Here is a 23,196-nt window from a genome sequence, read left to right as displayed (position 1 = left end):
TGCAGCTGATTTCGAAATAAGAATTTAAGATACGAAATAATGTGATATAGAAATTTTCGTAAAACCTGGAGCCAATTAGGCTAAATTAAAGCTATGTCATTTTAAACCTTCCCATTCCTGGAAGAATTGGTCCAGGTAACTGAGCATGAATTCATGACGTTTTTCTGCAAGCTTTTTGCCCGTGGCGGTATTCATCTTTTCTTTTAAGAGCAATAATTTTTCATAAAAGTGATTTATTGTAGGAGCTGCAGACTTCTTGTACTCTTCCTTGCTCATGTTCCTGTTTGGGGTAACATTTGGATTGTAGAGTTCCCGGTTTTTAAATCCCCCATAGTTAAAGGCACGTGCAATGCCTATTGCCCCAATTGCATCTAATCTGTCGGCATCCTGCACAATCTGCATTTCTATTGAGTTAAAGGTCTTCTCCAAAGGGGATAGGCTATTCTTAAATGATACAGATTCTATTATTTTAACTATATGTTCCCTGCTTACCTGATCTACCTTTTGTTCTTTTAAGAATTCTGAAGCTACCTTAGGTCCAAGAGTTTCATCCCCATCATGGAATTTTGAATCTGCTATATCATGCAACAATGCGGCCAGTTGAACTACAAATAAATTGGCATTTTCTTCCCGGGCAATATGAACAGAATTCTCTAATACCCTTTTCGTATGAAACCAATCATGACCACCTTCCGCACCTTTAAAGCTTTGTTTGACAAATTCTTTAGTCTTTTTTAAAATTGCTTTCCGGTTCATTAAAAAGAAGTTACGCCACTGGTTATCACTTGTTCTGCCTTTTCAATTAATTCTTCCGGATTTCCCTTATTATCCAAAGGTTGGTGAACATTAAAAGTTAAATGCGATCCTATCCCGTATGGAAATTTTCCGTAACGAAGCATTTTCCAGGAATTATTAATACTAATAGGAACTATCAATGCCGAGGGTGCTTTCTTCATAAGAATTTTTAAGCCCGTTGTCTGGAATTTTTTTGGATGCCCGGTCCGGCTTCTGGTTCCTTCCGGGAATATGACTGCGCTTCGATTATATTTTTCAATATATTGGCCTAGTTTGGATATTTCCATCAGGGCCTGTTTCGGGTCTTTTCTGTCAATAAGCACAGATCCGCCATGTCTAAGATTATACGAAACACTGGGAATCCCTTTCCCAAGTTCAATTTTGCTTACAAATTTGGGATGGTGCCTGCGCATAAACCATATTATTGGAGGAATATCATTCATGCTTTGATGATTTGCAACGATAATTAGAGGTCTGTTGGCAGGAATACTATAGGGATTGGTAAATGTATATCTGGTTCCCAGTACGTGGGAACATCTTATCAGCAGTAAATTGAGGATGCTTACACTTTTTTTATGTGCATTATACCCAAAAAAATTAAAGCAGATCCATTGAATAGGATGGAAGACCACCAGGACTATTCCAAAAAAAATAAAATATATTACAGTAAGCGGATACGCCAAAATTTTTTGCATGGCACAAAAATAAAAAACCGCTTCTATAGAAGCGGTTTTTTACCATTTTTTATACTAACTAAAATCCGTTATTTTAAAAAAAGAGTATTTAGTCTTGTATGGAAAATTAAATAACTACAAGGAAATAAAGAATACTGTTGCACTAAATGTTAACAGAATTCCTCGTAGGCTTGCATTAAATTCTCTGATATTAATTCTGCAGGTCTTCCTTCTATATGATGTCTTTCAATCATATGTACCAATTCTCCATTTTTAAACAAAGCCATACTGGGAGATGAAGGTGGAAACGGAATCATGAGATTTCTAGCGGCGTCTACCGCTTCCGTGTCTACCCCAGCAAAAACCGTAATCAGATGGTCCGGTTTTTTACCATTTACCAGGCTTAATTTCGCAGCTGGTCTTGCATTTGCAGCAGCACAACCACAAACAGAATTCACAACCACAAGGGTTGTACCTTCTTGCTTTATAGCATTTTCAACTGCCTCTGCTGAATATAATTCTTCGAACCCGGCTGAAGCCAGATCTGCTCTCATTGGTTTTACTAATTCTTCAGGATACATAAGCATTTTTTTAATTAAACTAATGGCAAAGATAGTGAAATTGTTATATCCATAGTGCAAAGCTTAACCATTCTTTAAGTAATGTATTCATTGATATTATCCTATATTTGCCCAAATTTTACTACTGTTATGCTAAGGTGGTTCGCCGCAATATTGGGTTATTTTCTTTTTCGTCTGCCTGGAGCCATACTGGGCTTTTTAGTAGGGAGTTTTATAGATAATTTAAATAGCAGTTCAGGTGGCAGAACGGTATTTAGTGATTTCACCAGACAAAAAGTATCTCCGGCAGATTTTGAACTAAATCTTTTATCGCTTTGTTCAATAGTGATTAAGGCAGATGGGCAGGTCAGTCAGCGCGAATTGGACTATGTAAGACAATATTTTCTAAGCACATACGGAAAAGACAAGGCGAATGCTATTTTCAGAACGTTTAATGAGGTTATAAAAAACAGGGAGATATCTGCCCGGCGTATCTGTACCTACCTGAACCAGCGCACGCGTTATGAGGTACGTTTGCAATTATTGCATTTTCTTTTTGGGATTGCTCAGGCAGATGGCGCCGTAAGTAATTTGGAAATAGAAAAAATAAAGGAGATAGCAGGTTACCTCAGGGTTGGGCGGAATGATTTTGAAAGCATTAAGGCCATGTTCATAAAATCTGCCGACAATGCTTACAAAATATTGGAAATAGAAAAGGCAGCTTCAGATGAGGAAGTAAAAAAGGCATATCGGAAAATGGCGAAAAAGTATCATCCGGATAAGGTAATCACGGATAATGAAGCCATTAAAAAGGGAGCAGAAGAAAAGTTTAAGGAGGTTCAGATAGCCTATGAGCAGATTCAAAAGGAAAGGGGGATTTAGACTGGTTTCTTAGCCAGAAATTATTTCCGTGCAGACGATCAGCTAAATTCTAAACTATTATTTCAAAATTAGTTCAATGTACGATTTTTGGTTCTATAGCAAACTTGGTGTTAACCATGTCCTGGATTGGGGGGCCTATGATCATGTATTATTTTTGGCGGCTTTAACTGCTCCTTTTACATTTAAGTACTGGAAGAAAGTAATTGTATTGGCTACATTATTTACAGTCGCTCATTGTCTTTCCTTAGCTTTATCTGCCTATTCGATTGTCCATGCTGATGTGGAACTGGTTGAATTTTTAATTCCTTTGACCATAGTGTTAACTGCATCTTTTAATCTGATTCAGGCCTATGCGTTTCAATCCGAAAAAAAAGGATATCTGCTTGAATTTAGTACAACTTTTTTTGGGTTAATTCACGGGTTTGGATTCTCTAATTACTTCAATATGTTGATGAGTGAAGAAAATGAAAAAATAGGGCCTTTGCTGGGTTTTGCAAGTGGAATAGAGATTTCGCAGATTATAGTAATATTTTCCATACTCTTGCTGGCCTTTATCTTTCAAAATATACTTGGAGTTAAAAGGGTGGTATTCACAGGCCTGGTTTCGGCGTCCATAGTTCTTCTTACAATACCCATGTTAATAGATAGCTGGCCCTGGTAGGAGAGATATTCTGTACGCGGGCTTTAGTCTGAAGACTAAAATGTTTTGTGTCAGACAACGGTTTTAAATAAAAATTAACCGTATAAGGTTGTAGGACTTTCCCAAAGCGGGTATCTTAGTGCTTTACCTGAATTAATTAGCGCATAAAAAATTCTGTTTGGTGAAACAAAGTAAACAGGAAAAATACGATAAGGCTTATTTGAGAATGGCTCTGGAATGGGGTAAATTATCCTATTGCAAGCGAAAGCAGGTCGGAGCTATTGTGGTTAAGGATAGGATGATTATCTCTGATGGGTATAACGGGACGCCTACCGGGTTTGAGAATTTTTGTGAAGACGAAGAAGGTTATACCAAGTGGTATGTTTTACACGCAGAAGCCAATGCCCTCTCCAAAGTAGCTGCCTCAACTCAGTCTTGCGAAGGGGCTACCTTGTATATTACCTTATCGCCCTGCAGGGAATGCAGCAAACTAATACACCAATCCGGCATTAAACGCGTTGTATATCAAATTGCGTATAAGGATAATTCAGGATTGGACTTTCTGAAAAGGGCAGGAGTGGAATTGCAGCACCTCCCTGCAATAGAAGACGTTGTTTAAATTATAATTAGACTAATGAAGAAAAATTATTATATATGGCCAACAATTATCGCACTAGCTTTATCGCTTGGAATTTTTGTGGGCGGAAAACTTCATTTTAACGACACACCTGAGAAATTATTTACTACTAATTCCAAAAAGGATAAACTCAACAGGCTAATCGATTATATTGATTATGAATATGTTGATGAGATTAATACAGATAGTATAGTAGATATCACTGTAAATAATATTCTGGACAAACTGGATCCTCATTCAGTTTATATTCCCAAAAGTGAAATGAGGCGTGTGGCTGAAAATATGAAGGGAGATTTTGTAGGGATAGGGATTAATTTTTATATGTATAAGGATACGATAACGGTAATTCGTACCGTGGAAAAGGGCCCCAGTTTCCTTAAAGGGATTAAGCCGGGAGACAGAATACTCATGGCAGGCAACGACACTCTTTATGGTAAAAGATTGGCGAGTGAGGTTATTGTAGAAAGGTTAAAAGGGCAAAACGGTTCTTCTGTTGAACTTAAGGTTTATCGAAAATCCGAGAACAAAATGTTCAGAGTAAATCTTAAAAGAGACAGGATACCTATAAAAAGCGTGCAGGCCTATTATATGCTTACGCCGGAAATGGGATATATTAAGATAAACAGATTTGCCGAATCAACTTATAAAGAATTTAATATGGCCCTGCGCATACTGCAGCGGCAGGGTGCAAAAAAGCTGGCCTTGGACCTTAGGGATAACCCCGGGGGCTATCTTGGAATTGCCGAACAATTGGCCGACGAATTTTTGCAGGATGGTAAGTTAATCCTTTACACAAAAAATAAGAAAGGGGAAATAGAAAAAACTTTTGCAACCAAAAAAGGCAGTTTTGAAAATAAACCGGTCTATGTATTAATAAACGAACGATCTGCCTCTGCAAGTGAAATCATTGCCGGCGCCCTGCAAGACAATGATATAGGGACAATAATTGGTCGCAGATCCTTCGGGAAAGGACTGGTTCAGCGTGAAATGGAATTGGGAGACGGCTCTGCCGTGCGGCTGACAGTGTCCAGGTATTACACGCCTACCGGGCGTTCTATTCAAAAGACGTACAAAAACGGAAGTAAAGATTATTATCAAAAATTTACAGATCGCTACCACAACGGCGAGCTTATTTCTGTAGATAGCATTAAAGTAGCAGATTCCTTAAAATTTACAACGCCCAATGGTAAAGTGGTTTACGGAGGCGGAGGTATTATTCCCGATATTTTTGTGCCAATTGGCTCAAATGAAGAAGAAGCGGTTGAAAGCCTGGAAAGCCTTGGGTTTATGTCCAGGTTTATATTTGAACATTTAGAAGAAGACAGAACCAGATATTCCAATTATACCGAAGCGGAATTTGTACGGGATTTTCGTGTAGATGATATTGTTTTTGAAAGGTTTGTGGACTATGCAATAGATCGAAATATTAAAATCAATTTCTATGATTTTGAGGATAAAATAAAACTCTATTTAAAAGGGGCTTTGGCAGAGCAGCTATTTACATCCAACCTGAATGCCAGGATCAAAGGAAGTTCAGACAAGATGCTACAAAAAGTACTGGAATTGGATAAGCCTACAATTCAGTCAAAAGAAAAAATCGAATTCAGCAACTAATTATCCTCTATTTTTCTCTGAATTTTTTTGGAAGTCATATATATTAACAGCAATAATATAGCGCATAAAGAAGCCACAATCCCAATTAAAGCAACGATACTATTTCCTTTAAAGGGCTCGTCAAAATCAATAAGTGTACTATTGTAGGTAATTAACACTAGTCCTAGGATTATAAGAACTATGGAGAATTTTTTGTTCATTTTTGTTGTTTCTGGATTTTTTTACGCTCTGGCTTCGGAACCACAAATTCTAAAAAAGCTGATTGATATTTGAAGTAAATAACTTAACCGCTATTGCCAGCAAGATAACTCCAAAGACTTTCCGGATTATGTTAATACCGTTCCTTCCAAGCACCCTTTCGATTGCTTTAGACGATTTTAGAACTATATAGACAAAAATAATATTAATTATAATAGCCACAATGATATTCTCCACATGAAATTCTGCCCTTAAAGAAAGGAGGGCAGTCATAGTGCCCGCGCCGGCAATCAGAGGGAATGCAATCGGGACAATAGATGCACTTTCCGGTTCATCATCTTTGTAAAGCGCAATCCCCAGGATCATCTCAATTGCTAAAAAGAACAAAACAAAGGCACCTGCCACTGCGAATGAATTTACATCTATCCCTATAAGTTTTAAAATTTCTTCGCCAATAAAAAGAAAAGCGACCATTATGGCTGCTGCCACTAAAGTAGCTTTCCCAGATTGTATGTGGCCTACTTTATTTCTAAGGCTAATAATTATAGGAATGCTTCCTATAATGTCTATAACTGCAAAAAGGATCATGCTTGCAGAAGCTATTTCTCTTAAGTTAAAATTCATTAGACGTGCAAATTTAATAAACTCGCAAATTTACGTTTTACCAAAGTTAGTTGGATCATACAAAGACAAATATTTTATAAATGTAAAATTCAATAATTATCTTTACCACCTTAAATCTGTAAGATGTTTCAAATTGGGAAAGCCATTGTCTCTGATGATATTTTGGAAAAGGAATTTGTATGTAATTTATCTGCATGCAAGGGCGCATGCTGCATAGATGGGGAGGCAGGAGCTCCATTGGAGGATAAGGAGACCGAAATTCTGGTAGACATTTATGCGGATGTTAAGCCTTTCCTCAGGGCTGAGGGGGTTTCGGCTATTGAAGAGCAAGGTGCATTTATAAAGGGTGCCGATGGGGAATGGGAAACACCATTGATTAATAAAGAAGAATGTGCATATGTCGTTTATTCAGAAAAGGGGATCGCAAAATGCGGAATAGAAGAAGCGTATAATAATGGTGCTACAAAATGGAGAAAACCGGTTTCCTGTCATTTGTATCCTGTAAGAATAACAGAATATGAAGAACTCACTGCGGTGAATTATCATAAATGGCAAATCTGTGACCCTGCATGTTCTCTGGGAGAAGAATTAAAAATTCCGATTTACAGGTTTGTAAAGGAAGCACTGATTAGAAAGTTTGGAAAGGAATGGTATCAAAAATTGGAAAATATTGCTTTGGATACTTCTAAATAGTAGGAATATTTAAAATTACCCGGGTTCCGGAAGCTTCACCCCGCGAATCAAAAAGGTCATGAATTTCTAATTCAAAGTTATTTTGATAATCCTTTGAAAAATTAGCCAAACGCTCCTTTGTAATACTAATCCCAACTGATTTTCTTTTTAAAACCTTGCTTTCTTTGAGTTTTTCAGCTATTTCTCTACCCACTCCGTTATCCGTTATAGCTATATTTATGAACCCCTTTTTTTCTTTACTTATTTGCAAGACTATAGATTTTTCACCTTCTTTTGAAGAGAGGCCATGCCATAGTGCATTTTCCAAAAAAGGCTGAAGAATAAGAGATGGAATTCTGATTATATAGGGATCGATATCCTCATCTACGATTATTTTGAAATTTATTTCATTGGAAAATCGAATATTTTCAATGTTCATATACAACGCAACAGTTTCCAGTTCTTCAGATAAAGGAATCTCCCTGACTGAGGAAGATTCCAGTATTTTACGCACTAACTTCGAAAACTTATTAAGGTATTGAACAGCATTCTTTTGTTCATTGTTTATGATATAGTGTTTTATAGAATTTAGTGAATTGAATAAAAAATGTGGATTCATCTGGCTGCGCAGCATACTCTGCTCAAGGGTCAGCAATTTCTTATCGCTTTTTAGCTGGGTTTGCCTGTATAAAATATAAAGTAATAATGTAAACAGGCATATTAATAGTGCGCTAACCAATAAGGTATTTTGATTTCTGCGCAGCTTTAGATTGATTATTTCATTCTCTTTTGCAAGCACTTGAATCTGATTATTCTTTTTATCTGTCTCAGAACGCGTAATTAAATCAGCTACATAGCGCTTATTGCGATCATTTGAAATACTATCCTCCACCTGTGAGGCCTTCATAAAGAATTCTTTAGACTTTTTGAAATCATCCTGGGTTGCCCATAAATCCGCTAAAAAGGAGTATGCCTCTTCCATCTCAGTTATCAGATTATATTTTTTGGCTATTTCCAGGCCTTTATTCAAGTGGGAATTGGCTTCTTTAATATTATTATTTTGGATCTGTGCCCAGCCTATATTGAGATGTATCTCAGAAATGATTTTCATGTCGCCCAAATCTTCTGATATTTCAAGAATAGATTTGAAAATATCCAGGGCTTCTTCGGTTTTTCCCTGATGAACGTATGTATGAGCTAACCCCAGACTTGCTTCGACATGAATCCTACTGGATCCGACCTTTTCATTAAGAGCTAAGGATTTTTCATAATTTTCAAGCGCTTCTTCCAGCTCGCCCACTGCCTCAAGACATTCCCCTATATCCTTATAATTTGTGGCAATGCCCCTGTTATTTCCCAGTTCGGTCTCCAGCACTATTGATTTCCGGAAATTAGCTATGGCAAGATCAAATTCACCTAAAGTTCTATAGATATGGCCAATACTGTTCAGAGAATAATTTAAGCTTCTTTTTATGTCTTTACTGGGCTGTTCAACGGTCTCTGCCAGATTTATTGCTGTTTGTGCACAGTCGAGGGCGGATGGAATAGCCACTGTTTGCCTGTAGACAGTGCTTAACATTGCTAAACTGTAAATTTGAAATTCGGTATTGTTGTTTTTCACTGCTGTATCTAAAGCCAGTTGGTGCAGTTTAATTGCTTTGCCGTATTGCGCATAATCTCTGTAGGCAATGCCTAACATGTTCAATGCATAGGATTCACCCACATAATAGTTTGCAATGGCTGAGGCATTTGCAAAATAACGCATCAAACTTGTATCACGCTGAATTGGCTTAAGTGCAATATCCAGATCATAATAAGACTGAGGGGCCTTTGAAATAAGGTTTTCGGTTGTTTCCCTGAAATTTTTACCGTTTAATTGTGCATTTGTTTCATTTAGAAAAAGGGTGATGCTAAAACAAAAAACCAGGGAAGTTTTAAAAAAAAATGACGTGCTACAGGGGATTTTACAACGAATTGACATAGGGAATTCTACAATTGATTAGAACAGATCCAAAAAATCACTCTTTTTTTGCCGGGACACGGGTATTTTATGATTGGATTGAAGCACAACATACCCGTCTGTTTTTAGGAACTCCTTAATTTTTGTAAGATTAATTATGTACGAGTTGTGTATCCTGAAAAAGGAATCACCCGGCAGCAACTTATTAACCTCTTTCAATTTTTTGGTAAGTACGATCTTTTGACCATCCGAAAGGTAAATTGTGCTGTAATTGCCGTCGGATTCCGCATATAGGATTTCCTCGCTCTCCAGGAAAATCAGTTTCCCGTCGGTATTGAAAGTAATTTTTTTATGCTTTTCATTAGCATTAAAATTCAAAAGAATTTTTTCCATTCTATCCGAGGTGTAAGTTCTGGCGTTGAACTTTTTAATCTTTACAATTGTATCCTTTAGGTCGTCTGTATCTATTGGTTTTAACAGATAATCAACAGCCTCATTTTTAAGCGCTTTTATCGCATATTGATTGTAAGCGGTGGTTATCACAACGGGAAATTCCTTATTGCCTAATTTTTTAATGAATTGAAACCCATCCATGGTGGGCATTTCAATATCCAAAAACAAGCAGTCCGGAGAATTATTATTCAGAAACCGCAGCGCTTCAAAGGGATCGGTAAAAGAAGCAACTACATTTATTTCATCACTGAAGTTGGTCAATTCCCATGCAAGGCTTTGAATTGCCTTTTTTTCATCATCTACAATAACAGCTTGTAACATCACAATATAATATTCTTGAAAGTTACAAAATTAGGGGTACTACTGTCAATACTTTTTTAATTATGTATAGTTAGATTAAATAGATGTACGACCTGCCCTAAAACACTTAAAGTCGGGGTTTAAAGGAAAATTTAAGCGGATATACACTGTATTGATTTTTGAAACAAACAAATTGTTATGGATATAACAATTAGCTGTTAAAAGACCAATAAAACTAAACTTAGATAAGTTGGTCTGTGGCAATGCATACATAATCCTATACCAATTATACATATAGGGTGTTAATATTACTTTTATGTGCATATTTTGGCGCTGGAAATATTTGACAATAACATCATTGAACGCTTGTTAATTTCAGTATAAAAATGAAAAAATGTGTTATTTTTTTTATCCTTTTAATTTTAGCGCTTTTGTTAGCGGTTCATACGGATAAGAATGAACATTTTGAATTGCTGGATGAAGTAGTGGTTACGGAAAACGGCGTGGATAATCTTTTGGCTAAATAGCAGAGGCTGATAACAGAAATGTGTGCGGAGTAGAACTATATAAGATGCGTCCTTCCGGGTCTCTTAATCAAAGCCCTCAGGATTGTTTTATGGGTTATTTTTTACCTGATTTAACTTCTGACATTTCAAATTATGAAACGTAAGAGGAGAAGAAATGCCAGAAGGATATTGTCGTCAATTAATTTTACGGAATAAGAAATACTTGGTGAAATTAAGTTCTTTGAAGGTTAATACAGTTGTACAGTTAGAAGTATAAATAAATCTGTCAAACCATTATGTACGACTCCGGGGGGTATTTTCTATATGGAAATACCATTGCTTTGATGCAGGCCCATAGGTGCAGTTGCTAATTGGATAACCATACCAATCATGTTGGTCATGAAATTTGCTCGATTTTTAGGTTTCGGGGGAACTACCTAGATCAGCAGAACCAAAAAGTAATTAAAATTATAAACATCTAGTGAGTCGTACGGTTTGTCAGTTTTATGAATATGCGTAAAAAATAAGACCGCCTTTTACACTATATTTTCTTTGGCATATTAAAATTTTAAGGAATGCAGTGTAATAAGCCCCGAATATCTCAAGAATAGAAGAATTTAATAGGAGCCCGTATAATCTTCATAGATACAGGCATTTCCAAATTATTCAGAATTGTAATTTTAAGCTCATATTTTATGTAATTAGCTTACTGCCGAAGAGTTAGAATGGAATTACTAATTTTTCATTTTCTAATAAACCAAAAAGTATGGTTTATTATACTTTATGGTTTAATTTTTCGAACTCAAAAAAGTTCATTTATTTATCAAAGACTGACTTTCCAGAAAAGTCAGCAAACATCAATGGCCAACGTAGATTTCAACATGCTGTGTTAAAAACTTTGAGTAGTATTTGATAAAACCTTCTTTACAATTTGATAACATTTTTGAATCTTTGTTACCCCCAACAATCAGGAATTCACATCCTTCATTAACACTTAAAAAAATATATATAATGTCTGCAGCCCTCGAGCCAATTTTAGAAGAAAACGAAGATAGATTTGTCATATTCCCTATACAACACCATGATTTGTGGGAATGGTATAAAAAATGTGAAGCTTGTTTTTGGACTGCAGAAGAGATAGACCTTCATGAGGACTTAACGGACTGGAACAATAAACTCAGTGATGATGAAAAATATTTCATCAAGCATATACTTGCATTTTTTGCTGCTTCAGACGGAATAGTAAATGAAAACCTTGCAGAGAATTTTGTGAATGAAGTGCAATATTCCGAAGCTAAATTCTTTTATGGTTTCCAGATTATGATGGAGAATATCCACTCGGAAACATATTCTCTATTGATCGACACCTATGTCAAAGATGAAAAGGAAAAAGGGATTTTATTTAAAGCAATTGAAAATTTTCCGGCCATTAAGAAAAAGGCAGACTGGGCTTTAAAATGGATAGAATCTCCAAGCTTTGCAGAGAGATTAATTGCTTTTGCCGCTGTTGAAGGTATCTTTTTTTCCGGGGCTTTCTGCTCTATTTTTTGGTTGAAAAAAAGAGGATTGATGCCGGGGCTTACGTTCTCCAACGAACTAATTTCCAGAGATGAGGGAATGCACTGTGATTATGCAGTTCACCTTCACAATAAACACTTGATTAACAAGGTTCCCAAAAAGCGAATTACGGATATACTCGTTGATGCCTTGAATATAGAACGCGAATTTATTACCGAGTCACTTCCCGTGAGCCTTATAGGGATGAATGCCAAGCTCATGACACAATACCTCGAATTTGTTACGGACAGGTTATTGGTTGAGCTGGAATGTGATAAGGTATACAACTCTACAAATCCGTTTGATTTTATGGATATGATTTCTCTTCAGGGAAAAACCAATTTCTTTGAGAAACGTGTTTCAGAATACCAAAAGGCGGGTGTCCTCAATAAGGATAAAGACGTAGATGCACAAAAAATCAGTTTCGACGCGGATTTCTAAATTATAGAACCAGGGATTTTTTCCGGTTTCTATAAGGGATATTCAGGTCATTTATTTGGCGTATTTGACTGGTGTAAGCTTTCAATAATCAACTTAAGACTTAAAAAATAATTAGAAACACATGTATGTAGTTAAAAGAGATGGAAGAAAAGAGCCGATGATGTTCGATAAGATCACGGCCAGAGTACGTAAACTTTGTTATGGCCTTAACAACCTGGTAGATCCTGTTAAAGTTGCCATGAGGGTAATTGAAGGCCTGTACGATGGTGTGACAACGTCCGAACTGGATAATCTGGCTGCCGAAATTGCAGCCACAATGACCACGGCACACCCGGATTATGCGAAATTGGCGGCCCGAATATCTGTCTCTAACTTACATAAAAACACAAAAAAGTCTTTCTTTGAAACAATGAAGGATTTATATGAATACGTAAATCCCAGAACCGGAAAAAAAGCACCGTTGTTATCTGATGAGGTTTTTAAGGTTATCTCTGAAAATGCTGACAAGTTAGATTCCACTATAATATATAATCGGGACTTTGGGTATGATTATTTTGGATTTAAAACGCTTGAGCGTTCTTACCTCTTAAAATTAAATGGAAAAATAGCAGAACGACCACAGCATATGCTAATGCGTGTTGCTGTTGGGATACATCTTAATGATATGGAGTCGGCCATAGAGACCTATGAGCTTATGTCCAAGAAGTACTTTACGCATGCAACTCCTACATTATTTAATTCGGGCACGCCTAAACCACAAATGTCTTCATGTTTCTTATTGGCAATGAAAGACGACAGTATAGATGGTATCTATGATACGCTAAAGCAGACTGCGAAAATTTCTCAATCTGCCGGAGGTATAGGCCTTTCTATCCATAATGTAAGGGCAACCGGGTCTTATATAGCAGGAACAAACGGCACATCTAATGGAATTGTACCCATGTTGCAGGTATTTAACGATACGGCCCGCTATGTTGACCAGGGCGGCGGAAAGCGAAAAGGGAGTTTTGCAATATATGTTGAGCCCTGGCATGCGGATATTTTTGATTTTTTAGACCTTAAAAAAAATCACGGGAAAGAAGAAATGAGGGCAAGAGACCTTTTCTATGCCATGTGGGTGCCAGATCTTTTTATGAAAAGAGTAGAGGCCGATGCAGAATGGACTTTAATGTGCCCGAATGAATGCCCCGGCTTATTTACAAATCACAGTGAGGATTTTGAAAAATTATATACTGGTTATGAAGCGGCTGGGAAGGGCAGGAAAACGATTAGAGCACGTGAATTATGGGAAAAAATCCTTGAGTCGCAAATAGAGACCGGGACACCGTATATGCTCTATAAGGATGCAGCGAACAGGAAGAGCAATCAAAAGAATTTGGGAACCATCCGCTCTTCCAACTTATGCACAGAAATATTGGAATATACTTCTCCTGATGAAGTAGCTGTTTGTAACCTGGCATCTATAGCGTTGCCAATGTTCATTAAAAATGGAGAATTTGACCATAAAGAGCTCTACAGAGTAACCAAAAGAGTAACAAAAAATCTAAATAGGGTAATTGACAGAAACTATTACCCTGTTAAAGAGGCCGAAAATTCTAATATGCGCCACCGCCCTATAGGTTTGGGGGTACAGGGTCTTGCAGATGCTTTTATAATGTTGCGCCTGCCTTTTACAAGTGATGAAGCCAAGCAATTAAACCAGGATATCTTTGAAACACTCTATTATGCAGCTGTAACAGCATCAATGGAACAGGCAAAAGAAGAGGGAGCTTATTCTACTTATAAAGGATCACCTATTTCTCAGGGTCAATTTCAACATAACCTTTGGGGTATTAAGGATGAAGAATTATCCGGCAGATGGGATTGGGAAAAATTGCGTAATAAAATAGAAAAGCACGGAGTTCGCAATTCGCTTTTAGTAGCACCGATGCCAACGGCTTCTACGTCGCAGATATTAGGCAATAATGAATGCTTTGAGCCCTATACATCGAATATTTACACGCGCAGAGTACTTTCCGGCGAATTTATTGTAGTAAATAAACATTTGTTGGAAGACCTTGTTAAACTGGGATTATGGAATGAAACCCTCAAACAGGAATTAATGCGCGCCAATGGTTCTGTTCAGCATATAGATAATATTCCGGACGATATTAAGGAGCTTTATAAAACAGTATGGGAACTAAGTATGAAGGACATTATTGATATGTCCAGGCAACGGGGCTATTTTATAGATCAAAGCCAGTCGCTAAACCTCTTTATGGAGAACGCCAATTACGGGAAACTAACTTCTATGCATTTTTATGCCTGGAAGAGTGGTCTGAAAACAGGAATGTATTACCTGCGCACAAAAGCCGCAGTAGACGCCATTAAGTTTACATTGGATAATACCAAGAAAAAGGAAATTCCGGTTAGTGTTGCAGCGGAAGCAGAAGTCACAGCCGCGTCACCTGAAGCTGCAGGAGCATTGCCTGTTGAAACAACACCAGTTGGACAACAGGAACCGGATGTGGAACCAATGTCACAAGCTGAAATGAAAGAATTGATCGCACGCTCTAAGGAAGGGCAAGCAGATGATGATTGTCTTATGTGCGGTTCATGAACGTAACCTATACTGAAATGCAATTGGCTGACTATACTATATCGTTTCAGTTATAGTGTAATAGTGTTTATTGATTAAAAAACACCTCGGGCAGGTCTACCCCATCTTAAAGACCGGTTCTGCAGGTGTTTTTTTATGGATTGCACTCTGAAGTTCAAAATAGTGCACAAAGCAATAAATAATTGCTTCTTTACATTAGGGATGAGTCCTTAAATAGGGGATTGATTTTAAATTTAGGGGTAGGAAAACCTTCTAAGCCGGATTTTTAATCTATTAAAAAGGCTTTTATCCTAATTTTTGAAGTTAGGTCGCACAACATTATAAGATATGATAATCAATGCTGTGTAAATCAATAAAATAATAAAATAGTTATCCATTAATCGGTGAATTATATTACATCCAACAATCTTATATACGCATCAAATCCATATAAAGATTACGAAATTGTAAAAAAAAGATATAAAAAATGTTAAGACAACAATTTAATTACCAAAGGGCAACGAATTCCCTTTTTTTGAATAAAGAGATTTTACTGTTGTAATAACCGGATAGTACTGTTTAGGGTGATCGGTAGTTTATATAAAGGCATCCACTGTTTTATAGGCATTTATTACAGCTAATTCACCATTTTTACCAGGAATAGAATTTCCATGTTCCATCCCCATAATGCCATTAAAACCTTTTTCATGGATAAACTTAAAAACGTTTTTATAATTTATCTCTCCCGTAGTAGGCTCATTTCTGCCGGGGTTGTCCCCGATCTGAAAATAGGCAATTTCATCCCAGCAGGCTTCAATATTGGGTATGAGGTTGCCTTCCTGGATTTGTTGGTGATAAATATCAAAAAGTATTTTGCAGGAAGGAGAATCAACCGCCTTACAAATTTCATAGGCCTGTGGAGAACCAGAAAGAAATAAACCGGGGTGGTTACGGAAGTTCAGTGGTTCCAGTACCATAATTAAATTATGGGGTTCCAAAAGTGCACTGGCTTGTTTAAGAGATTCAATGACATTAGCGGTCTGGTAGCCCATTGACAATCTGAGATCCACATGACCAGGGACTACTGTCATCCATTTTGCGTTGACCCTTTTTGCAACATCAATGGCTTTTCTGATATCATTAAGGAATTCTTGGCGTTTATCTCTATCTCCGGACGCCAGATTTGGCTCGGTCCAATAGATTTTATGGGCAACAAAAACACCCATTTCTATCTTCCTTTCCCGCATAGTCCGGGCCATGCTTTCCTGTAATTCAATTTTACGGTCGGCCATACCATTATCCTCAAAGGCAGTAAACCCCTGATCTGCCATAAAATGCAGTTGGGAGATAGGATCTTCTCCGGCATGGTGTTTGAACATGCCAATATGGGGAGCATATTTCAGGTGAAAAGAATGTTTTGCGTCTTCTTTTGAGGAAAAACCAAAAGCCGAAGAACCTGTCAGAGACAAGGCACTTGCCGCAAAAGCCGTCTTATTTATGAAATTTCTTCTTTTCAATTTATATTCTTTATAGTGACCAATCTTTACCCCCTGTAAGTTCATTAAGATCGCCACATCCAATATATTCACCTGGAACCGGTAAATATGCAAGAACTTCTTCCCCAACATATTCCGAAGTTTTATAACCCCAAATTGTCATATCCCGAATATTCTTCGCAAAGTTATAAGTAACTGGTTCCTCTGATACTGCATCATTTTCACCTTTAATCATGGCTGAGGGGTTCTTTATAACCAGATCCTCATTCATTATCTCCTCTTCTTCGCTTAGTTTAAGAGCTTCTGCCAGGACGGGCTCCAGGTCTTCAGAAGTTAAATCATTCGCTTCATCTTTACCGGAATCCTTAAGCGCCTTTACAATAAATTTATCAAAAGACAATTTTGTTACGGTTTGTTGTATGTCTTCCATGATCTCGTTGGTAAAACGATCTATGAATATATGCACATTAACTTCAGAAGCCGAAGGTGTGTCTGTTTTAGGAAGGATGATATCTACCAGCTTAAGAAGTACGTTACCCTGTTCCTTTGTAAAAAAATCTGGAGTCCAGGCAACGGTATCTGCAGTTTTACATCCCTGAACAAGGCTTAACAATGTTGGGGTGGCCACGGTATAACCAAGTGCCAACCCCATATTTTTAATTGCGATTCTTCTGTCCATTATAATAATCCTTTTTTAAGTTGTTCAGCAGCATGGTTGGCTGCCCTGGCTGTAAATGCCATATAGGTTAATGATGGGTTTACACAGGCAGATGAGGTCATAAAGGCCCCGTCCGTTACATAAACATTTTTAACAGTATGGACCTGGTTAAATCCGTTAACTACGGAAGTTTCCGGGTCCCTTCCCATCCTTGCAGTTCCCATTTCGTGGATCCCCAAACCAAGGGCCACAGGTTTATCAAAAGCTTCAACATCCCTGATACCGGCTTTTGTCAGCATCTCAAATGCCTGCTCTTTCATATCCTCACGCATTTTCAATTCGTTTTCTTTCAGCTCGGCATCAAAGGTCACCGTAGGCAGCCCCCAACTATCCAATTTATCATAATCAAGGGTCATTCGGTTATCTTCATAAGGCAATACTTCTCCAAAACCACCCATCCCTATGGTCCAGCCCCCGGGTTTAAGGATAGCTTCTTTCAGGTCTTTACCGTGAGACAATTCAGAAACAGCCTCATCCCAGTTACTTCTGCTGCCGCTTCCCTGGTAGCCATATCCGCGCTTAAAAGTATCTACATTGGAATTGCCTCCTATATTCCGGAACCGTGGCACATAAATGCCGTTGGGTTTTCTGCCCTTATAAAATTTGTCATCAAATCCGTCATATTTACCCGAAGCACCTACCCCAAGATGGTGGTCCATAATATTGCGGCCCAATTGATCTGAATCATTTCCCATCCCATTAGGGAACCGTTCCGATTTAGATTGCATTAGTATTGAAGTAGAAGCAATGGCCGAAGCACATAAAAAGATTACCTTGGCTTTAAATTCAAAGGTTTCTTTGGTAACCCTGTCGATCACTTTTACTCCGCTTGCCTTTTTTGTATCGGGGTCGTACATAACTTCATGAACAATAGAATCAGGTCTCAGGGTCATATTTCCGGTGGCTTCTGCTGCCGGCAAGGTAGATGAGTTACTGCTGAAATAGGCGCCAAAAGGACATCCCCGAATACAACGGTTCCTATATTGACATTTGCTTCTCCCGTCACCTTCAAATTGTTTGCTGCTATTTATGTGGGCTACACGACCTGCCGTGATTACACGACCATCAAAATTCTCCGCTACTTTTTCCCTCACGTGTTGCTCTACGCAATTCAATTCCATCATGGGTTCAAACACACTATCGGGCAACTGTGGCAGTCCTAAAGTTTCCCCGGATATCCCCACATAGGTTTCTACTTTAGAATACCACGGGGCAATATCTTTATAACGAACCGGCCAGTCCACGGCAATGCCTTCCTTTTTATTTGCTTCAAAATCGATATCGCTCCAGCGGTAGCTATGCCGGCCCCAGAGCAAGGATCTTCCTCCTACATGATAGCCACGCATCCAGTCGAATCGTTTTATTTCATTGTATGGATGTTCTATATCATTTACAAACCAAAAATTATGTGGGGCTCTAACGGTATAGCCCGTACGCGCCTGTTTTGATTGTTTGGCTGCTTCTTCAGGGGGAAGTTCTCCGTTATTTGGAAAGTCCCAGGTGTCCATATTTGCGGTGGGGTAATCTTCCCGATGTTTTACCATTCGCCCACGTTCCAGTACCAGAGTTTTAAGTCCTTTTTCACATAACTCTTTTGCTGCCCAACCACCACTAATACCGGTCCCTACAACAATGGCATCATAAGATTCCTGTTCTTCATTGTAATAAAATTTACTCATATAGCTCTATTGTTTATATGCTAAAGGCATCAAATATAAAATTAATTTTTTACATTTAAAGGCTTATTAACTTATGGATTCTGCATTTAAATAGAATGTAAACTGAGGATATTAAAATGTATGTTTTATTTAAGGCTGAACGATAATTTTCACCTCTTAAACATTGAAAATACAAGTCAATAATTTTAATATAAGTACGCTTAAACAACACCTTAACTATTCAAGAGAATCATATTTATGAAAAGAAGAAACTTTATTAGAAACAGTGCCGGTGCAGGGATAGGTTTTTCCTTATTGGGCATTTACTCCTGCAGGGATGCAAAGAAAGATGTAAAAAAAGAAGAAGCGGTTGAAGAAAATGTTTTGAAAACTGCAACACCTTTTTTTAAATTATCTCTGGCGCAATGGTCTATTCACAATATGATCAATTCAGACGGGGTTGATCCTTATACTTTCGCTGAGAAAGCAAAGAATTGGGGGTTTGAAGGGCTGGAATATGTAAGTCAGCTTTATGATAAGGAGTTAGAAGCTGCGAATTACTCTAAGGAAGCAATGCAATCTTTTGTGGATAAATGCAATGCTGAGGCAGAGAAACACGGTTTAAAGAATCTCTTGATTATGATTGACGGGCAGGGAGACTTAGCCACTTCCGATCCTGCAGAACGTAAGAAAGCCGTTGAAAATCATTATAAATGGGTGGACGCCGCGGCTTCCATGGGCTGCCATGCTATTAGGGTTAATCTGGCCGGAAGTTCTGATCCGGTGGAATGGAAAGCAAATTCAATAGACGGTCTTTCTATGCTATCTGCCTATGCGAAAACTAAGAATATAAATATCCTTGTGGAAAACCACGGAGGCCTCTCATCAAATGCCGCGATGCTCTCTGAGGTTATGACCAGTGTTAACATGCCTAATTGCGGTACTTTGCCAGATTTTGGTAATTTCTGTATCAAAAGAAAAGATCCGAAAGATTATGCTGCCGGTTGTGCAGAGAATTATGATATTTATCAAGGCGTAGAGGAGCTAATGGTTCATGCCAAGGCTGTTAGCGCCAAGTCGCATAATTTTGACGCAAATGGAAACGAGACCGTAATAGACTACGTTCGGATGCTGCAAATTGTAAAGGATGCCGGTTATACGGGTTATATTGGAGTTGAATATGAAGGAAGAGAATTATCCGAAGAAGAGGGTATTATTGCAACAAGAGATTTATTGCTTAGAGCATCCAAAGAAATAACCTAACCACTTATCATGCCCTATGAAAGTTTTTTTTAATCAACTTTTTGATTACAATTTTTATTGCAATAAAAAACTCATCGAGGAGTGTATAAAACTCGAAAAGGTACCTGAGAAAAGCACAATGTTATTCAGCCATATCCTTAACGCACATAACATATGGAACTCAAGAATACTCGGAAAAGCAGCAGAATACAAAGTTTGGCAGATTCACCCTATCCAGGAATGGGGAGATATTCATTATGAAAATCAGCGAAGCTCTTTTGAAATAACTACGAATGCTGCAGATTTCGAACTAAGGATAGATTATGAGAATGCAGAAGGCAGGCTTTTCACAAATACCTTACAGGACATTTTATTTCATATAATAAACCATTCAACACATCACAGGTCCCAGATAGCCATGAATTTCAGGGATAATGAATTGGAACCACTTTCATTAGACTATATTTCTTATAAAAGATAGCAGAAAATTTCATGAATAAAATAATTCAGGTACAGCTTTCCGTAATGATGTTCTTAGAATTTTTTATTTGGGGCAGCTGGTATGTTACGATGGGGATATATTTACCGAATAGCTTGGGAGCAAGCGATCCTGAAATCGCCATGGCTTATTCTACGCAATCCTGGGGGGCAATAATTGCCCCATTTATTATTGGGCTGATAGCAGATCGTTATTTTAATGCGGAAAGGATTTTGGGAGTGCTGCATCTAATTGGTGCAGTTTTAATGGTGCAGTTGGCTTATGCAACCAGTTTTAATGGGTTTTACCCTTATATTTTAGGTTATATGATTTTATATATGCCAACCCTGGCGCTTGTAAACTCAGTATCCTTTAATCAAATGGATGACCCGGCAAAGCAATTCTCCCTGGTCCGTGTTTTTGGAACCACAGGTTGGATAGTTGCCGGTTTAGCGATTAGCTACTTTTTTCACTGGGATTCTGTGGAGGGATTAGCTAATGGGCATCTGAAAAACACCTTCTTAATGACTGCATTTGCTTCAGGCGTTTTAGGTTTTTTTAGTTTTACCTTACCCAAAACACCTCCCGCCATAAGCGGGAAAAGAAAAATAAGGATAGCAGATATTATTGGATTGGAAGCCTTAAAGCTTTTAAAGGATAGGAATTTTTTAGTTTTTTTTCTGGCTTCTGTTTTTATTTGCATTCCCCTGGCTTTTTACTACCAGCATGCCGGACAGTTTTTAGGGGAAATAGGAATCTCAAACCCTGCTGGCAAAATGACGATAGGGCAAATTTCAGAAATTCTGTTTATGCTCCTTTTGCCATACTTTTTTAAAAGGTTTGGCTTTAAAAAAACAATGATAGTTGCTATGTTGGCCTGGTCTTTTCGCTATATCTGTTTTGCCTACGGAAATGCAGGGGAATTTTCCTTTCTTCTCCTTATGGGGATTGCCTTGCACGGTATTTGCTATGATTTCTTTTTTGTATCGGGCCAGATATATACCGATAGCAAAGCAGGGCCAAAATATAAAAGTGCAGCTCAGGGCTTAATTACATTAGCCACTTATGGGGTTGGGATGTTAATTGGCTTTTGGATAGCCGGAAGAATAACGGATTATTTTACGCTGGAAGATATCTCACATAACTGGGAAAGGATCTGGTTATTTCCTGCTGCTTTTGCATTTGGAGTTTCGCTGTTGTTTATGTTCTTGTTTAAAAACGAGAGAATTGCTTATAAGTCTTAGATATTTTATATAAATTGAACCGGCTTTATTGATAAATGCAGGAGAAGCTCATGGAGAAGAAAATACTATATTTTGTGAGGCTTTTGGAATAGAATTGGATATTGGAATAATAAAAAAAGAGATATAAAAATGGCAAAAAAAATTAGATTAGGAATAATTGGTGGCGGTGGTGATTCTCTTATCGGGGTATTGCACAGGGTAGCTTCGCACATCAATGACAATTACCAGATAGTAGGGGGCGTTTTTAATCCCGTATTTGAATTGAACATGGAATTTGCAAAAGAAATTGATGTTCCTACAAATAGGATATATAAGGATTTTGACACTCTTATCGAGGAAGAACTAAAACTGCCAAAAGAAGAAAGAATACAGGTTTGCTCCGTACTTACTCCAAATTTCCTGCATTTTCCCATGGCCAAGAAACTTTTAGACAATGGGTTTCATGTGATCTGTGAAAAACCGATGACCACTACCCTGGAAGAGGCAAAAATTTTACAGGAAGCCCACAAAAAAGCAGGAACCGTTTTTGCTGTAACGCATACCTATACAGGCTATCCTATGGTTCGCCAAATGCGTGAGATGATCAAAGAAGGAGCTCTGGGAAAAATTCATAAAGTAGATGCCCGATATTATCAGGGATGGATTAACACAATAATCCACGACCGGGAAAAACGCTCTTCTGTTTGGAGACTGGATCCCAAAAAGGCAGGGATAAGTTCCTGTATGGGCGACATTGGTGTTCATGCGTTCAATCTTATAGAGTATACTACTGGTTTGAAGATAAAATCCTTATTGTGCGATTTTAATTACCTCTATGAGGACAATCAAATGGATGTAGATGGAACCGTTTTAATACGAATGGGAGATCATGTTAAGGGAGTAATAAGAGGTAGCCAGGTGGCTACGGGTGAAGAAAATGGCTTGGCCATAAGAATTTATGGGGAGAAAGCTGCATTTGTCTGGGAGCAGGAAAGACCTAATTTCCTCTATAAGCTAAGCGATACAGAACCAACTCAAATATATAAACCGGGTCATGAATATAATTCAAAGCTATCTCTTGACGGCACTAAATTACCCCCGGGGCATCCCGAAGGTATATTCGATTCTATGGCCAATATTTATTTGGGAGCTGCCAGGGCTATTCGCGGAGAAGAGTATAATGACGGCGAATTCCCAACTATGTTAGATGGTGTTCGCGGGCTTAATTTTATTGAAGCCACTGTTCAATCCAATAAAGAGGGTAATGTCTGGGTAGATATGGAATAACTG

General features: G+C 37.9%; 22 protein-coding genes. 12 read left to right on the top strand and 10 right to left on the bottom strand.

Annotated features, from left to right (window positions below):
- Positions 1-96 precede the first annotated feature (96 nt).
- The 3 genes from G504_RS0116380 to G504_RS0116370 all read right to left on the bottom strand — a co-directional run bounded on the left by G504_RS0116380 (position 97) and on the right by G504_RS0116370 (position 2,050).
- The gene (locus G504_RS0116380; RefSeq protein ID WP_019671282.1) at positions 97-756 is read right to left on the bottom strand and encodes an HD domain-containing protein; all 660 of its coding nucleotides are present in this window, start codon (positions 754-756) and stop codon (positions 97-99) included.
- Positions 756-1,490 (bottom strand): lysophospholipid acyltransferase family protein, encoded by a 735-nt coding sequence (locus tag G504_RS0116375; protein WP_019671281.1) that lies wholly within the window; start codon positions 1,488-1,490, stop codon positions 756-758. Before G504_RS0116375 ends, G504_RS0116380 begins: the two co-directional genes overlap by 1 nt.
- A gap of 149 nt (positions 1,491-1,639) precedes the next feature.
- Positions 1,640-2,050, bottom strand: coding sequence for a BrxA/BrxB family bacilliredoxin (locus G504_RS0116370; protein ID WP_026348645.1), 411 nt, complete (start codon positions 2,048-2,050; stop codon positions 1,640-1,642).
- A gap of 129 nt (positions 2,051-2,179) precedes the next feature.
- Between G504_RS0116370 and G504_RS0116365 the strand changes: the two genes are divergently transcribed.
- From G504_RS0116365 to G504_RS0116350, 4 genes are all read left to right on the top strand, one after another.
- The gene (locus G504_RS0116365; protein ID WP_019671279.1) at positions 2,180-2,911 is read left to right on the top strand and encodes a TerB family tellurite resistance protein; all 732 of its coding nucleotides are present in this window, start codon (positions 2,180-2,182) and stop codon (positions 2,909-2,911) included.
- Between the two features lie 76 nt (positions 2,912-2,987).
- Positions 2,988-3,572, top strand: coding sequence for a HupE/UreJ family protein (locus G504_RS0116360; RefSeq protein WP_019671278.1), 585 nt, complete (start codon positions 2,988-2,990; stop codon positions 3,570-3,572).
- Positions 3,573-3,732: 160 nt separating this feature from the next.
- Positions 3,733-4,170, top strand: coding sequence for a deoxycytidylate deaminase (locus G504_RS0116355; protein ID WP_019671277.1), 438 nt, complete (start codon positions 3,733-3,735; stop codon positions 4,168-4,170).
- 15 nt (positions 4,171-4,185) lie between these two features.
- On the top strand, positions 4,186-5,802 hold the full coding sequence (locus G504_RS0116350) for a S41 family peptidase (RefSeq protein ID WP_019671276.1): 1,617 nt from the start codon (positions 4,186-4,188) through the stop codon (positions 5,800-5,802).
- On the opposite strand, the gene G504_RS19550 is transcribed toward G504_RS0116350, so the two are convergent.
- Both G504_RS19550 and G504_RS0116345 read right to left on the bottom strand, forming a co-directional pair.
- A complete protein-coding gene (locus G504_RS19550) occupies positions 5,799-6,002 on the bottom strand; it encodes a hypothetical protein (RefSeq protein WP_083930794.1) in 204 nt (67 codons plus the stop codon). The genes G504_RS0116350 and G504_RS19550 overlap by 4 nt on opposite strands.
- Before the next feature lie 49 nt (positions 6,003-6,051).
- The gene (locus G504_RS0116345; protein ID WP_019671275.1) at positions 6,052-6,624 is read right to left on the bottom strand and encodes a MarC family protein; all 573 of its coding nucleotides are present in this window, start codon (positions 6,622-6,624) and stop codon (positions 6,052-6,054) included.
- 123 nt (positions 6,625-6,747) lie between these two features.
- Between G504_RS0116345 and G504_RS0116340 the strand changes: the two genes are divergently transcribed.
- The gene (locus G504_RS0116340) at positions 6,748-7,317 is read left to right on the top strand and encodes a DUF3109 family protein (RefSeq protein ID WP_019671274.1); all 570 of its coding nucleotides are present in this window, start codon (positions 6,748-6,750) and stop codon (positions 7,315-7,317) included.
- On the opposite strand, the gene G504_RS0116335 is transcribed toward G504_RS0116340, so the two are convergent.
- Positions 7,310-9,277, bottom strand: a complete 1,968-nt coding sequence (locus G504_RS0116335; RefSeq protein WP_019671273.1) for a tetratricopeptide repeat protein — start codon at positions 9,275-9,277, stop codon at positions 7,310-7,312. The two genes, G504_RS0116340 and G504_RS0116335, sit on opposite strands and share 8 nt — an antisense overlap.
- Before the next feature lie 18 nt (positions 9,278-9,295).
- Positions 9,296-10,030: a LytR/AlgR family response regulator transcription factor gene (locus G504_RS0116330; RefSeq protein ID WP_019671272.1), complete on the bottom strand. Its 735-nt coding sequence runs from the start codon at positions 10,028-10,030 to the stop codon at positions 9,296-9,298.
- 365 nt (positions 10,031-10,395) lie between these two features.
- On the opposite strand from G504_RS0116330, the gene G504_RS19725 reads away from it, so the two are divergent.
- The 3 genes from G504_RS19725 to G504_RS0116315 all read left to right on the top strand — a co-directional run bounded on the left by G504_RS19725 (position 10,396) and on the right by G504_RS0116315 (position 15,112).
- Positions 10,396-10,536 (top strand): hypothetical protein, encoded by a 141-nt coding sequence (locus G504_RS19725; RefSeq protein ID WP_019671271.1) that lies wholly within the window; start codon positions 10,396-10,398, stop codon positions 10,534-10,536.
- 990 nt (positions 10,537-11,526) lie between these two features.
- Positions 11,527-12,513 carry a ribonucleotide-diphosphate reductase subunit beta gene (locus tag G504_RS0116320; RefSeq protein WP_026348644.1) on the top strand — a complete coding sequence of 329 codons (987 nt, stop codon included), beginning with the start codon at positions 11,527-11,529 and terminating at the stop codon, positions 12,511-12,513.
- A 121-nt stretch (positions 12,514-12,634) separates the two neighbouring features.
- Positions 12,635-15,112, top strand: a complete 2,478-nt coding sequence (locus G504_RS0116315; RefSeq protein WP_019671269.1) for a ribonucleoside-diphosphate reductase subunit alpha — start codon at positions 12,635-12,637, stop codon at positions 15,110-15,112.
- A gap of 575 nt (positions 15,113-15,687) precedes the next feature.
- Here the strand turns inward: G504_RS0116315 and G504_RS0116310 are convergent.
- The 3 genes from G504_RS0116310 to G504_RS0116300 are packed head-to-tail and all read right to left on the bottom strand — an operon-like array spanning position 15,688 to position 18,984.
- A complete protein-coding gene (locus G504_RS0116310; protein WP_026348643.1) occupies positions 15,688-16,608 on the bottom strand; it encodes a hydroxypyruvate isomerase family protein in 921 nt (306 codons plus the stop codon).
- 10 nt (positions 16,609-16,618) lie between these two features.
- Positions 16,619-17,266 (bottom strand): gluconate 2-dehydrogenase subunit 3 family protein, encoded by a 648-nt coding sequence (locus tag G504_RS0116305; protein ID WP_019671267.1) that lies wholly within the window; start codon positions 17,264-17,266, stop codon positions 16,619-16,621.
- Positions 17,266-18,984, bottom strand: a complete 1,719-nt coding sequence (locus tag G504_RS0116300; RefSeq protein ID WP_019671266.1) for a GMC oxidoreductase — start codon at positions 18,982-18,984, stop codon at positions 17,266-17,268. The genes G504_RS0116305 and G504_RS0116300 overlap by 1 nt, the downstream gene beginning before the upstream one ends.
- 237 nt (positions 18,985-19,221) lie before the next feature.
- Between G504_RS0116300 and G504_RS0116295 the strand changes: the two genes are divergently transcribed.
- From G504_RS0116295 to G504_RS0116275, 4 genes are all read left to right on the top strand, one after another.
- The gene (locus G504_RS0116295; RefSeq protein ID WP_019671265.1) at positions 19,222-20,226 is read left to right on the top strand and encodes a sugar phosphate isomerase/epimerase family protein; all 1,005 of its coding nucleotides are present in this window, start codon (positions 19,222-19,224) and stop codon (positions 20,224-20,226) included.
- A 16-nt stretch (positions 20,227-20,242) separates the two neighbouring features.
- Positions 20,243-20,686, top strand: a complete 444-nt coding sequence (locus G504_RS0116290) for a DinB family protein (protein WP_019671264.1) — start codon at positions 20,243-20,245, stop codon at positions 20,684-20,686.
- A gap of 11 nt (positions 20,687-20,697) precedes the next feature.
- Entirely contained in the window at positions 20,698-21,927 is a 1,230-nt protein-coding gene (locus tag G504_RS0116285; protein WP_019671263.1) for a nucleoside permease, read from the top strand.
- A 129-nt stretch (positions 21,928-22,056) separates the two neighbouring features.
- The gene (locus tag G504_RS0116275; RefSeq protein WP_019671261.1) at positions 22,057-23,193 is read left to right on the top strand and encodes a Gfo/Idh/MocA family protein; all 1,137 of its coding nucleotides are present in this window, start codon (positions 22,057-22,059) and stop codon (positions 23,191-23,193) included.
- Positions 23,194-23,196 lie beyond the last annotated feature (3 nt).

Source organism: Eudoraea adriatica DSM 19308 (assembly GCF_000382125.1).
In the GTDB taxonomy this organism is placed as follows: Bacteria; Bacteroidota; Bacteroidia; order Flavobacteriales; family Flavobacteriaceae; genus Eudoraea; species Eudoraea adriatica.
The sequence above is the reverse complement of the archived record's forward strand: the minus strand, read 5'-3'. Positions and strand labels throughout refer to the sequence as shown.

Coding starts and splice junctions, on each gene's coding strand:
- G504_RS0116315 (WP_019671269.1), top strand. CDS start 12,635: ATGTATGTAGTTAAAAGAGATGGAAGAAAAGAGCCGATGATGTTCGAT.
- G504_RS19550 (WP_083930794.1), bottom strand. CDS start 6,002: ATGAACAAAAAATTCTCCATAGTTCTTATAATCCTAGGACTAGTGTTA.
- G504_RS0116340 (WP_019671274.1), top strand. CDS start 6,748: ATGTTTCAAATTGGGAAAGCCATTGTCTCTGATGATATTTTGGAAAAG.
- G504_RS0116300 (WP_019671266.1), bottom strand. CDS start 18,984: ATGAGTAAATTTTATTACAATGAAGAACAGGAATCTTATGATGCCATT.
- G504_RS0116285 (WP_019671263.1), top strand. CDS start 20,698: ATGAATAAAATAATTCAGGTACAGCTTTCCGTAATGATGTTCTTAGAA.
- G504_RS0116345 (WP_019671275.1), bottom strand. CDS start 6,624: ATGAATTTTAACTTAAGAGAAATAGCTTCTGCAAGCATGATCCTTTTT.
- G504_RS0116365 (WP_019671279.1), top strand. CDS start 2,180: ATGCTAAGGTGGTTCGCCGCAATATTGGGTTATTTTCTTTTTCGTCTG.
- G504_RS0116275 (WP_019671261.1), top strand. CDS start 22,057: ATGGCAAAAAAAATTAGATTAGGAATAATTGGTGGCGGTGGTGATTCT.
- G504_RS0116290 (WP_019671264.1), top strand. CDS start 20,243: ATGAAAGTTTTTTTTAATCAACTTTTTGATTACAATTTTTATTGCAAT.
- G504_RS0116370 (WP_026348645.1), bottom strand. CDS start 2,050: ATGTATCCTGAAGAATTAGTAAAACCAATGAGAGCAGATCTGGCTTCA.
- G504_RS0116305 (WP_019671267.1), bottom strand. CDS start 17,266: ATGGACAGAAGAATCGCAATTAAAAATATGGGGTTGGCACTTGGTTAT.
- G504_RS0116350 (WP_019671276.1), top strand. CDS start 4,186: ATGAAGAAAAATTATTATATATGGCCAACAATTATCGCACTAGCTTTA.
- G504_RS0116330 (WP_019671272.1), bottom strand. CDS start 10,030: ATGTTACAAGCTGTTATTGTAGATGATGAAAAAAAGGCAATTCAAAGC.
- G504_RS0116295 (WP_019671265.1), top strand. CDS start 19,222: ATGAAAAGAAGAAACTTTATTAGAAACAGTGCCGGTGCAGGGATAGGT.
- G504_RS0116320 (WP_026348644.1), top strand. CDS start 11,527: ATGTCTGCAGCCCTCGAGCCAATTTTAGAAGAAAACGAAGATAGATTT.
- G504_RS0116335 (WP_019671273.1), bottom strand. CDS start 9,277: ATGTCAATTCGTTGTAAAATCCCCTGTAGCACGTCATTTTTTTTTAAA.
- G504_RS19725 (WP_019671271.1), top strand. CDS start 10,396: ATGAAAAAATGTGTTATTTTTTTTATCCTTTTAATTTTAGCGCTTTTG.
- G504_RS0116375 (WP_019671281.1), bottom strand. CDS start 1,490: ATGCAAAAAATTTTGGCGTATCCGCTTACTGTAATATATTTTATTTTT.
- G504_RS0116380 (WP_019671282.1), bottom strand. CDS start 756: ATGAACCGGAAAGCAATTTTAAAAAAGACTAAAGAATTTGTCAAACAA.
- G504_RS0116360 (WP_019671278.1), top strand. CDS start 2,988: ATGTACGATTTTTGGTTCTATAGCAAACTTGGTGTTAACCATGTCCTG.